At 42.7% G+C, this 12,518-nt stretch carries 8 protein-coding genes; 4 read left to right on the plus strand and 4 right to left on the minus strand.

The window, feature by feature from the left end; all coding sequences use genetic code 11:
* Positions 1–202 precede the first annotated feature (202 nt).
* The 3 genes from BLU33_RS15425 to BLU33_RS15435 all read left to right on the plus strand — a co-directional run bounded on the left by BLU33_RS15425 (position 203) and on the right by BLU33_RS15435 (position 6,500).
* Positions 203–3,397: a TonB-dependent receptor gene (locus BLU33_RS15425; protein WP_157682167.1), complete on the plus strand. Its 3,195-nt coding sequence runs from the start codon at positions 203–205 to the stop codon at positions 3,395–3,397.
* Between the two features lie 11 nt (positions 3,398–3,408).
* Positions 3,409–5,208, plus strand: coding sequence for a RagB/SusD family nutrient uptake outer membrane protein (locus BLU33_RS15430; RefSeq protein WP_091374800.1), 1,800 nt, complete (start codon positions 3,409–3,411; stop codon positions 5,206–5,208).
* An 89-nt stretch (positions 5,209–5,297) separates the two neighbouring features.
* Complete coding sequence (locus tag BLU33_RS15435; protein WP_091380636.1) at positions 5,298–6,500, plus strand: glycosyltransferase WbsX family protein; 1,203 nt, start codon at positions 5,298–5,300, stop codon at positions 6,498–6,500.
* Positions 6,501–6,658: 158 nt separating this feature from the next.
* Here the strand turns inward: BLU33_RS15435 and BLU33_RS15440 are convergent, their stop codons facing one another.
* From BLU33_RS15440 to BLU33_RS15455, 4 genes are read right to left on the minus strand one after another with little or no spacing between them, the layout of a single operon-like run.
* Entirely contained in the window at positions 6,659–7,435 is a 777-nt protein-coding gene (locus tag BLU33_RS15440) for a hypothetical protein (protein ID WP_091374804.1), read from the minus strand.
* An 18-nt stretch (positions 7,436–7,453) separates the two neighbouring features.
* A complete protein-coding gene (locus BLU33_RS15445) occupies positions 7,454–8,185 on the minus strand; it encodes an MIP/aquaporin family protein (RefSeq protein ID WP_091374807.1) in 732 nt (243 codons plus the stop codon).
* Between the two features lie 24 nt (positions 8,186–8,209).
* Positions 8,210–9,724: a glycerol kinase GlpK gene (gene glpK / locus BLU33_RS15450; RefSeq protein WP_091374810.1), complete on the minus strand. Its 1,515-nt coding sequence runs from the start codon at positions 9,722–9,724 to the stop codon at positions 8,210–8,212.
* 47 nt (positions 9,725–9,771) lie between these two features.
* Positions 9,772–11,364: a glycerol-3-phosphate dehydrogenase/oxidase gene (locus tag BLU33_RS15455; protein WP_091374812.1), complete on the minus strand. Its 1,593-nt coding sequence runs from the start codon at positions 11,362–11,364 to the stop codon at positions 9,772–9,774.
* Between the two features lie 294 nt (positions 11,365–11,658).
* Here BLU33_RS15455 and BLU33_RS15460 point away from each other — a divergent pair, with 294 nt between their 5' ends.
* Positions 11,659–12,429, plus strand: coding sequence for a DeoR/GlpR family DNA-binding transcription regulator (locus BLU33_RS15460; RefSeq protein ID WP_091374815.1), 771 nt, complete (start codon positions 11,659–11,661; stop codon positions 12,427–12,429).
* The last annotated feature ends 89 nt before the right edge of the window (positions 12,430–12,518 follow it).

Consider the following 12,518-nt stretch of genomic DNA (forward strand, 5'->3'; position numbering starts at 1 on the left):
AATTATTCATTAACCTAACATTCAAATGTATAAAAAATTTACAATTTTTTTTTGCAGGATGCTGTCCTGTAATAGACCTGATATCTTCTTAAAGATGAAACTAACGCTTGTTCTCTGTCTATGTACTTTGTTACATGTTTCAGCAGCTACTTATGCCCAAAATATAACGTTAAACGTTAAAAAAGTTTCTTTTGAGCAACTATTGGACAATATAAGCCAACAAAGTGGCTATCATTTTCTTTATGATGAAGAGCTGATAAATCAGGCTAGCCCGGTAACTATCAACGTAAAGAATTTACCACTCGACAAAGCGCTGGTTCAATGCTTTTCAGACCAGCCATTTACTTATGTTGTAAAAAACAAAAATGTAATTGTAACTACTAAACCAAAAGAAGCCGAACAGAAAACAGTTAATCAAAGTACAGTATCGGGCCTCGTTACAGATGAGCAAAACCAGGCTATCTCCGGAGTATCTGTTACCATCAAAGGCACAAACCAGGGGGTAACAACCGACAAAAACGGCAGGTATGCCATTTTGGTTACCAATACCGATGCTGTGCTTGTGTTTAGCAGTGTTGGCTATAACAGTAAAGAAATACCAGTAAACGGCAAAACCTCAATAAGTACCAGCCTGACATCCAAGGCTAATAGTTTAAATGATGTGGTAGTTGTTGGTTATGGTACGCAAAAAAAGGGAACTATAACCGGGTCGATTTCCTCTGTTAAATCTGAAGATATAACTGTTGCGCCCGTAGCAAGTACGATTAACTCATTGGCAGGGAGGCTGCCCGGGTTAATTTCCCAACAATCAAGCGGGCAGCCAGGTGCAGATCAGGCGTCGATCAGCATACGCGGCTTTGGCCAGGCTATCTGGATCGTTGATGGTGTTGAATCAGATTTTAACAATATCGATCCTAATGAAATTGAATCGATCAGTATACTTAAGGACGGTGCAGCATCTATTTACGGGGCACGTGCTGGTAATGGTGTTATATTGGTTACCACAAAACGCGGTAAAGCAGGCAAACCCGATATAACTTTCAATTCATCCTATACACTACAGGATAACACTTATATGGCACAGCCGGTTAGTTCGGCAGAATACGCAGAATTAGAAAATGAACTATATGCCAATGAGGGGAAACAAGCTCCATACACGCAAGATCAGATCAACAAATACCAGGCAGGTAACGATCCGGCATATCCTAATACAAATTGGGAGAAAGTGGCTACAAAGCCATTCGCGCCACAAACCAATCAAAATTTATCTGTACGGGGTGGATCGGATAACATTAAATATTTTGGATTTTTTGGTTATCTGGATCAGGACCCGATATGGCGTACAAACGGCGGAGGTTATAAAAGATATAATATTCAATCAAACCTGGACGCTAAAATAACTAATGATCTATCCATCCAGTTAGATATATCAGATGTAAACGAATACAAATCGCAACCAAACCGTGGCGAAGGCGCCGGTATCAATACCTTATGGCAGGATTTATGGAACTCGTTGCCGATATATCCTGCAACATTGCCCGATGCAAGCTATAACTCCTATGCAAATGGTCAGGGTGTAGGTAGTATCGCACTTGTTTCCAATGAAGATATAGCTGGCTATGACAATGTTAACAGTCAGAACTTAAAAGGAACATTCGTCGCCAATTACCAAATCAGGGCTATTGATGGTTTGAGCGCGAAGGCCTTTATCAACTACAACAAAACTTATTCTGACGAAAAGAATTTTAGTAAACCCTACAGTTTTTACACTTATGATTATTCCACCCAGCAATATACGCTTGCAGGTGCTTTAGGAACGCAGGCACAATTATACTACAACGAAAATACAGCCGAAAACATTGACCGTCAGTTTTCATTGAATTACGATCATACCTTTGGCCAGGATCATCATGTTACTGCGCTTGCGCTATATGAGGCAATTGACTACAACACCACTTTTTTAACGGCAGGAAGAACTGACTTCTTAACCGATGAAATACAGGAGTTATTTGCCGGCTCGGTGCAAACCGCTACTGCAAACAGCTCGGCATCGCAGATGGGGCGTGCAAGCTATGTGGGCCGCATAAATTATGCTTACAAAAATAAATACCTATTAGAAACTATATTCCGTGCTGACGCATCCGCCGTTTTTTCCCCGAATCATCGCTGGGGATATTTTCCAAGCGTTTCAGCCGGCTGGCGTATTGACCAGGAAGATTTCATGAAGAAAGTAAGCGCTGTAGACGAATTGAAACTGCGTGCAAGTTATGGCAGCTCTGGTATCGATAACGTTGGTAATTTCCAGTATTTAACAGGTTATAACTTTGGCGGCTATTATCTTTTTGGCACAAGCACCTCACAGGGTATTGTTTCAACAGGTGTAGCAAATCCTAACCTAACCTGGGAAAAGGTAAATATTTATGATGTCGGCACCGATTTTTCCTTTTGGAAAAGGAAATTATTTGGTACTATAGATGTATTTTACAGAACGCTTTCAGGCATCCCTGCTACGCAGGTACTAACGCTGCCAAGTACATTTGGCGCCGCATTGCCCCAGGTAAATCTTAACAGCCAGAACAACCGCGGCTTTGAGCTTAGCTTAGGAACCAGCGGTAATATAGGCGAGCTGAATTATACGTTTGTTGGCAACCTGTCATGGGCGCGTGCTAAGTGGGAACATTACGATGAACCAACTTATACCGATCCTGACCAGAAAAGGGAATACCAGGAGTCAGGCCAGTGGGTAGATAGAACCTTTGGATATAAATCAGATGGCGTATTTACAAGCCAGCAGCAAATTAATGCTTTAACATTCCAATACCCTGGTGGTAACGCTGGGTTACGCCCCGGCGATATAAGATACGTTGATGTTAACCATGACGGTACGCTTGATTGGCGTGATGAAGTACAAATTGGCAACGGCTCCGTGCCTGAATGGATGACCGGCGCAACCATTAACCTGAAATATAAAAATTTCGACCTGCAATCTTTACTCCAGGGGGCATTCGGTTACATTACCAACGTGAACCTGCAACAAGGCGGTGCCAATTTTTCTCAGGCTATTTTTGATGAACGGTGGACCCCCGCAAATAATAATGCTTCGGCAGGTGTGCCGCGTTTAGGCGGGGCATCAACAAACACACTCCCTTCGGATTTTTATGATAAAAAGACCCACTATTTACGATTGAAAACATTTGCGCTGGGCTATAGCCTGCCGCATGATTTACTGTCAAGAGCAGGTATTAAAAATGTTCGGATTTACCTTGCTGGAACAAACCTGTTAACTATTAATCCGCTGGCAAAATATGATATCGACCCTGAAGAACCGTCAGGCAATGGAGGATACTATTATCCGCAGCAGAGAACCATATCATTAGGATTGAATCTAACATTATAATTTAAGACATTATGAAAAAATTATTAATACTACTTGTTGTGTTAGGGGCCGGGATACTTTTTTCGTGTAATAAGGAAGTCCTTAATAAACAACCCCTTAGTATCATTTCAGGCGACGAGGTTTTTAAAGACCCCGCGCTGATAGATGCCTATCTTACTCAAATTTATTACGACATGCCCTGGTTGGGTAATGACTGTAGCGGTAACGGACTGAACGGCGATGCAGCATGGCATTTTCCGGATATAAATGATATTTCAGACGAAGCGTTTCCACAGTATCGTGACTGGAACCCCAGCAATGCGTTTACCTATAAATATGGTGGCCTGAATATCAGTGGCGACCCTAACCTCGACTGGTGGGGATACAGCACTGTACGCGAGATCAACCAGTTTATAGCTAGTATTCCCAGCTCTCCTCTCGCTGCTGGCGTAGTGAAATCTAAGCTGGCTGAAGCGCGTTTTTTGAGGGCATTCTGTTACTTTGCCATGGTAAAACGCTATGGTGGGGTTCCGCTGATCACGACCGTTCAAAGTGAGTCTGACCCCAAATCTGTGTTATACCCTGCAAGGGCTACGGAGCAAAGCATTTATGATTTCATTATTTCCGAAGCCAATGCGTGTTCCAGTGATTTACCCGAGGTGATAAATGCCGATAGCCTTGGTCATCCATCAAAATATGCTGCTTTAGCCTTAGTAAGCCGCGCGGCTTTATATGCCGGCAGTATTGCGCAATTTGGTACGGTACAGTTAAATGGGGTTGTCGGCATACCCTCAGGCCAGGCTAACGCCTATTATCAAAAATCATTGACCGCCTCACAAGCTATCATCACAAGCGGTAAATATGCACTCTATAATTTAGATGCAGATAAAACAACCAACTTCAGGAATATCTTTTTGGTTAAGAATAATAGTGAGGTGATTTTCTGTAAAAAGCATGATGCCGTTAATGAATTATCCGGCGGTAACGGCTGGGCTGTTGACTTTTTCAATTGCCCGCGGCCGGAAGGTTGGGGCCGTGGATTATATGACCAGGCCTATTTGGAGTTAGCCGAATCATTTGAAAAGATTGACGGTACATCCGGTGCATTAGACCGCACGGCTATTCAACAGGGCCTGTATACCATGGACCAGGTTTGGGGTAACAGGGATCCGCGTTTTTATGCAACTTTTTATACCCAGGGTTGGGAGTGGAAAGGCAGTACACTCGATTTCCATGCTGGCCTTCTATTGCCGAATGGGACTATCATAACCTCTGGTGCTTACAATGGCATCCCTGCAACAGGTGATCAGGACTTCCAGGGTACTGGTATAGGTGAGCTGAAATACCTGGACGAAAGCCATGATAATTTGGCAGGAACAAACTCCGGCTGGGCTACATCAGCACAAGACTGGCTGATCTTCAGGTATGCTGAAATATTATTAAATGATGCAGAAGCTGCCTTTGAATCGGGAAATACAGGCCAGGCCATGACTGATATTAATCAAATCAGGAGCAGGGCCGGAATTGCGCCACTCACTGCTGTAACACGGGACGCTATACATAACGAGCGCAAAGTGGAATTAGCTTTAGAAGGGCACCGTTACTGGGATGTGAGAAGATGGCGTACAGCAGTTAACGATCTGTCCATACGTTGGTCGGGCATTCGGTATATCCTTGATGCTGCCAGCGGAAAATACCAGATCCAGATCATCAATAATGTAGACGGTACATCAAATATCCCGCAGTTCAGGCCGGAAAATTATTATTTACCTATTACAATAGCCCGGACAGCCAACAACCCAAATTTGGTTGAAAACCCTGGTTATAAATAATAAAAATGATTGCAGAGGGTTTGACTATGTTTTATCCTCTGCAATTTAATTACGAAGAACAAAGTCGAAATAAAACCTATAAAAACAAGATGATAACGATCAAGAATAGCATTAGAAAGATTTTTATATATACCAGCCTTTTATTTGTAACATGTATATTTTCGGTACACGCACAGGATGCAGGCCATCAGCATTATGATATTGCAGCTTATGTGTGGCCGGCTTACCAGCCCGATGCAAGATTTAAAGACATTGGTGTATTTAAAGATGGCAAAGGCGAATGGGAAGCCATTTACAATGCCAAGCCAAAATTCCCCGGTGATAAGCAGCCACAAGTTCCACTATGGGGTTATACTAATGAGGCCGATCCAAAGGCGGTGGAGCAAAGAATTGATGCCGCCGTATCGCATGGTATAAACGTATTTATTTATGATTGGTACTGGTATGATGGAAAACCATTTCTGGAAAACGGCTTGGACAAAGGCTTTTTAGGTGCGAAAAACAGGAATAAGATGAAATTTTACTTGATGTGGGCCAATCATGATCATAGTGCTTACCTGGATTACACAACCGATGATAAAAGTAAAATATATTGGTATGGTGGGATAGACAGGCCTACATTTAATACCATGATAGCGCATATCATAAAAGATTATTTTAGCCAGCCAAACTATTACAAGATCAATGGCGAGCCGGTAATCAGCATTTATGAATTAGCTACGTTTATCAAAGGCATGGGTGGTATTAATCAGGCTAAAGAGGCGCTGGATTATTTTACGCAAAAAACAAAAGAAGCAGGTTTTCCGGGTTTGCACTTACAGGGTGTTTTATGGGGGGCAATACCCAAGGGCCTTTCAGCAGTGCCGGGCGACACCAGTGTTACCCAGAACAATACAGTTTTGGAGTTGGGATTGAAAAGCCTCACCAATTACCAGTGGATCCATTATGTATCAGCGGACAAGTATGATAAGTGGGGCGCTAAGGCAATTGAAAGATGGGCTACCTTTAGCAAAGAATTTACGGTACCATATTTTCCACATGTATCTATAAGCTGGGATAATAATCCGCGCTTTCCCAAGACCTTACAAGCCAGGGTTACAGAAGCAAACCCCGCAGACTTTAAACGCTTTTTATTACAGGCTAAAGCATATGTTGACAGCCATCCCGATCAGCCTAAATTAATTACCATTAATGCCTGGAATGAATGGGCAGAAGGCAGTTACCTGGAACCTGATAAGCAACATGGTTATGCATATCTTGACGCTGTGAAGGAAGTGTTTGGAGGAAAATGATGTCCCTTGAAATGTTTTCCTGCAGAACTACTTGAGCAAACGATTTATAAAGGTAGTGAAGTGGGCCATCGTTCAGATGCTTTCCTTCAGGATTACAAAATTCAAAAAAAGCCATAACAATCTGATTGTTATGGCTTTTTGAATTGTAGCTATTCTAACTAAAAAACATTAAACACCAATTGCAATGCCCCATATTTATGTTCGGGGCTAACCATTGCTGTAGCCGCGAGCGGCAAATGATAGCTAAATATCCTTAAATCCTTATTAAATGTTAGCCCGGTATTTACAATATTAGGCTTTGAGCCATAAAAATTCTCATCGCGGCCAAAAGCAAAACCACCACCGGCAAAAATATGCAGGTCGGCAGTACCCTCCTTCCAGATACGGTAATCGAGCACCACATAATTAGAGTAGGCATTAGCCAGTTGGCCATTGCTTTTGGTGTAGGTGTCACGCCCCTGCACAATAGTGCTCCAGTTAATGCTCAACGGAAACGAATCGCCAAACTGGTAACCCGCTGTTACATCAATAAAATGCGAAGTGCTTGCCGGGTTATAATTAAACAGATTGGCATTGGGGTAATTACTAAAATTATTAATATCCCAAACCGAAAAGTTAAACCCCGATGTTTTATAGCTTACATAGTAATCAAACTCCCGGTACTCGCCATCAAAGCTTTCGCCGCCCCAAACGCCAACAGCAAAGTTGCCGTCGCGGGTGGTGTAATGGAGATCGGCATCTGAAATTGGGCTGTTTGAGACCCTGAAACCACGCCATATATACAAGTTGCGTACCTGTAAATTAATATCAAACGGTTTATATTTCTTTACGCTTAATGTGTCTTTTTTCCGTGCTGTAGTATCCTGGGCCCAGCCATCAAGACAAAGGCATAGCCCAAGAAAAGCCAAAAGGCTAACTTTACTTATATTTTTCATGATACTTCTTTTATTTATTTATCCATGGAGCTGGAGATAGAGTAAAGCGGCTATGGTTACCCCAATAAGTGGCCCCATAATAGGGATCCACGAATAGGCCCAGTCGCTGCCACCCTTATTTTTCATTGGTAAAAGGGCGTGGATAATACGCGGGCCCAAATCACGCGCGGGGTTAATAGCATAGCCGGTTGTACCGCCTAACGATAACCCTATTACCCATACCAGCAAAGCTACCGGTAACGCCCCAACCGAACCCAGCCCTATGGGTGTTTTAGTTGGCGTTATCTCTGCCCCTGTAATATAAAAAACGGTAAATATGAGCACAAAAGCGCCGATGATTTCGCTGGATATATTTGATATATAATTGCGAACTGCCGGACCAGTACAAAAAACTGCTAAAATGGAACCGGGATCATTAGTGCGTTTAAAATGATCATAATACATTATCCACACCAAAAATGCACCCATAAAAGCACCTAAAAACTGGGCTATTATATATGGCACTACCTGTGCCCAGGCAAATTTGCCTGCAATGGCCAAGCCTATGGTTATAGCCGGGTTTAAATGTGCACCGCTGTAAGGACCGGCAACCGTAACCCCTACAAAAACAGCCAATCCCCAGGCGGTGGTAATCACCATCCAGCCGCTGTTACTTCCCTTGGTATCTTTCAAAACTACGTTGGCTACTACGCCATCGCCTAAGAGTATCATTAGCATAGTGCCAACTAATTCTGCAATAAATGGAGACATCTCAATAAAATTTAAAGTTGAATACTAAACCAATTCTTCTTCCGGAACGTCATCGTTCCAGCTTTGTGCAGCGTGGATGGCTTTTTTCCATCCAAGGATTCCATTTTTAATGTTTGGCAGATCCTCTTTGGGAATAAATTCTTTTTCTGATTTCCAAAGCTGCTGAATCTCCTCAACATTTTTCCAGTATCCAACTGCCAGCCCGGCCAGGTAAGCCGCGCCCAGGGCCGTAGTTTCAACTATAACAGGCCTTATCACTTTACAATTAAGCAAGTTTGATTGAAATTGCATTAACAGATCATTTGCTGTTGCGCCGCCATCAACCCTTAGCTCTTTTATCTCCATCCCTGCATCGGCTTCCATAGCTTTTAAAACATCCATAGTTTGGTAAGCGATAGATTCTGTGGCGGCACGGGCAATATGGCCCGCTGTAGTACCACGGCTTAAACCAACAATGGTACCACGTACATCGGGTTTCCAATAAGGGGCGCCCAGGCCGGCAAAGGCAGGCACAAAATATACACCCTGCGTATCAGGCACGCTTAGGGCCAGGGCTTCAACTTCTGATGATGATTTGATGATCCCCAAACCATCGCGCAGCCATTGCACAACAGCGCCGCCAATAAATATGCTTCCCTCAAAAGCATACTGAACTTTTCCATTAATTTTCCAGGCAATAGTAGTTAACAGGTTATTCTTTGATTCAATAAATTCATCGCCTATGTTCATCAACATAAAGCAACCTGTGCCGTAGGTGTTTTTAACCATGGCTTTTTCAATGCACATCTGGCCAAAAAGCGCGGCAGACTGGTCGCCGGCTATACCCGCAATTGGTATTTTTGATGCAAATATGGTGGTGGCTGTTTCGCCGTAAATTTCGCTCGATTGCTTTACTTCGGGCAACATGCTTTTCGGAACATCCAACATAGCCAGTAACTCATCATCCCATTGTTGTGTGCGGATGTTAAAAAGCATGGTACGGCTGGCATTGGTTACATCGGTAACGTGTACCTTGCCCCGGGTAAATTTCCATACCAGCCAGCTGTCTACGGTTCCAAAGGCCAGTTCACCGGCATTTGCCTTATCGCGTGCGCCCTCTACATTATCCAGAATCCACCTTATTTTTGTTCCCGAAAAATAGGAATCAATCACTAGGCCTGTTTTGGCGCGTACCATAGCCTCTTTACCATCTTTTTTTAACTGATCGCAAAAAGCGGCGGTGCGTCTGTCTTGCCAAACAATAGCATTATAAACCGGCTCGCCTGTATTTCTGTCCCAAACTATAGTCGTTTCGCGCTGATTGGTGATACCTATGGCTTTTATGTTGGTACCGTTAATTCCCATCTTAACGGTTGCCTCTGCGGCTACCCCAGCCTGCGTCGACCAGATCTCATTCGGATCATGCTCAACCCATCCCGACTGCGGAAAAATTTGCTTAAACTCCTTTTGCGCAACAGATCTTATTTTTCCATCATGATCAAAAATAATGGCCCGGCTACTTGTGGTGCCTTGATCGAGGGCTAAAATGTACTCTTCCATAATTTTAACGTTTGCTCTTGGTTTTATAATATATTAATTGGTTTGGTTCAGGTTGTTGGCTGGTATGGCTCTAACAAATAGGTTTGAGCCATTTTTATAAAGGTGCTTATCTGCTCTTTTTTCCAGGCTTCGTTTTTATTAAGTTGGGCAGCCATAAGGTCGGCTACGACGGGCGCCATATCAATTGCTGCGCGGGCATCTAAAAACAGGGCACGTACCCTTCTGGCTAAAATATCTTCTACCTTTCTGGCCATTTCATATCTTACGCCCCATATAACTTCGGCTTTTATATATGGCATACGTGGATGCAGTTTCTCTTTCCATTCAGGATTTTCATTTCCTAATGCAAGTAATGCAGCCTCGTCGCTGCCGTAAACATATAAATGGTCGTTACGGTCAACATCTGTTTTGCTGCCGTGGATCTGTAATGTTTTGGTTTTGTTAGGAGAAGGAGGTAAACCACCAACTTCAATGGCTTTATCAACCGTATCCTCGCCCATACGGCGGTAGGTTGTCCATTTGCCCCCGGTTATAGTAATCAAACCTGAATCAGAAACGATCAGTTTATGGCTACGGGAAATTTCTTTGGTTTTCGATGATCCGTCTTCAGGAGCGGCCAACGGGCGCAGGCCTGCAAATACACTCAGCACATCCTTGCGGGTAGGTGCCTTGGTTAAATATTTGGCAGCGGTACGCATAATAAAATCTATTTCTTCGGGCAATGCCTTTGGTTCAAGGCTGTGTTCATCAATAGGAGTATCAGTAGTACCTACCACCAGCTTATCATGCCATGGCACAGCGAAAAGCACACGGCCGTCATCTGTTTTAGGGATCATCAATGCATCTTCGCCAGGCATAAAAGACCTGTTGAGCACGATGTGCACACCCTGACTTGGCCTCACCATTGGCTTTCTTTCGGGCTTGTCCATGTTTAAAATTTCATCAACAAAAACCCCTGTGGCATTAATTATAGTTTTGCCTTTTATAGTATAACTAGTTCCGGTTTCTATATCAGTTGTAGTTACACCATTAATTTTACCATTATTGTTTTTAAGCAGATTAACCACTTTAAAATAGTTAAGTACCGTTGCCCCCTGCTCCAAAGCTGTTTGGGCAAGGTTTACGGCAAGGCGGGCATCATCAAACTGGCCATCGTGGTAAACCACTCCACCATATAAACTTTTTTGCTGAATAGTGGCCAACCTGCTGATCACTTGCTTTTTTGAGATATGTTTAGCCCGGCCAAAACCTAGTTTCCCGGCCAGCAGATCATATATGGTTAAACCTATAGTATAAAATGCCCCACCCCACCATTCATAATTAGGAATAATAAACGATTCGTTTTTTACCAGGTGTGCCGCATTTTTAAGCAACAGGCCCCTTTCATATAAAGCTTCTCTAACCAGTGCTATATCGCCCTGCGCCAGGTAACGCACCCCGCCATGTACCAGCTTAGTGCTGCGGCTTGAGGTACCTTTGGCAAAATCGGCCTGCTCCAATAAAAGGGTATGGAATCCACGCGATGCAGCATCAACCGCGGTACCTAAGCCGGTAGCGCCTCCGCCAATAACAATTACATCCCACACTTTATCTGCATCATCCAGTGCAGCTACTATTTTATTTCTTTCTATTGCTATCATGATCTTTTCAAATATTTAGCAAAACGAAACATTTGTTTCGTTTTGCTAATCAAAATTATAAAACGAAACATAAAGAAACAATATCGAAATATAAAGAAAGTTATTTTTATCAAAAATTCATATAATACTTTGTTTTATTTCATTATTTTAACCAAAACAAAGCTTACATAACAAATAAGTAAGCATATGAAACTTTTTTTTAGTTTCGTTTTTTTATCTATTTTAAAAAATCAGTCGAAAAGACTACGCTTATTCGTATTTTTGGATTAACAACAACCCGTTTTGGAGCAGCACATGAAAAGTATTACCGAAAGACATCAGTATATTTTGAAAAAATTACAGGATGCAGGTTTTGTTAATGTGCAGGACCTCAGCAAGGAAATGAACGTTTCGCACGTAACCATTCGTAAGGACCTGAAATTACTGGAGGATAAAAACCTGCTATTCCGTACACATGGCGGCGGTTCAAAAACTAACCCTTATATAAATGATAAACCTGTTGCCGAAAAAGAGCAGCTTCATGCTGATGAAAAACACCTGATAGCCAGGGCTGCGGCAAAAATGATCGGGCATAACGATTCTATCATTATTGCATCGGGAACCACCATGCTGGCATTGGCACGGTCAATCAACCCGGAGAAACACCTTACGGTAATTACTTCGGCCCTGAATGTAGCGCTCGAACTATCCAGTCACCTGCATGTGGATGTTTTGCAGCTTGGCGGCCAATTAAGGCAAAACTCATCATCGGTTATGGGCCCTTATGCCGAACAGATCCTGAAAGATGTATCATGCAGCATGCTTTTTTTAGGGGTAGATGGGATCGACCTCGAGATGGGCCTTACTACTACCAGCCTGATGGAGGCCCGCCTGAATCAGAAAATGATAGATGCAGCACAAATTACGGTTGTACTGGCGGATAGTTCAAAATTTGGAAAACGCGGATTGGGTAAAATATGCGGACTGGAACAAATACAGCATATTATAACGGATAACGGCATTGCAACATCTATAGTTAAGTTACTGGAGGACAAAGGCATTAATGTTACTATAGTAGAAAAATAGATAAATCAGCTTTTCCGCTAATTTTAACTTTCGATACTAACTATGAATTTTCAGTAACAAATAAGCAACACGTCAAAAAACGCTTATTC

Origin of the sequence: Mucilaginibacter mallensis (assembly GCF_900105165.1) — a bacterium.
Classification (GTDB): Bacteria; Bacteroidota; Bacteroidia; order Sphingobacteriales; family Sphingobacteriaceae; genus Mucilaginibacter; species Mucilaginibacter mallensis.

Coding starts and splice junctions, on each gene's coding strand:
- glpK (WP_091374810.1), bottom strand. CDS start 9,724: ATGGAAGAGTACATTTTAGCCCTCGATCAAGGCACCACAAGTAGCCGG.
- BLU33_RS15455 (WP_091374812.1), bottom strand. CDS start 11,364: ATGATAGCAATAGAAAGAAATAAAATAGTAGCTGCACTGGATGATGCA.
- BLU33_RS15440 (WP_091374804.1), bottom strand. CDS start 7,435: ATGAAAAATATAAGTAAAGTTAGCCTTTTGGCTTTTCTTGGGCTATGC.
- BLU33_RS15445 (WP_091374807.1), bottom strand. CDS start 8,185: ATGTCTCCATTTATTGCAGAATTAGTTGGCACTATGCTAATGATACTC.
- BLU33_RS15435 (WP_091380636.1), top strand. CDS start 5,298: ATGATAACGATCAAGAATAGCATTAGAAAGATTTTTATATATACCAGC.
- BLU33_RS15460 (WP_091374815.1), top strand. CDS start 11,659: ATGAAAAGTATTACCGAAAGACATCAGTATATTTTGAAAAAATTACAG.
- BLU33_RS15430 (WP_091374800.1), top strand. CDS start 3,409: ATGAAAAAATTATTAATACTACTTGTTGTGTTAGGGGCCGGGATACTT.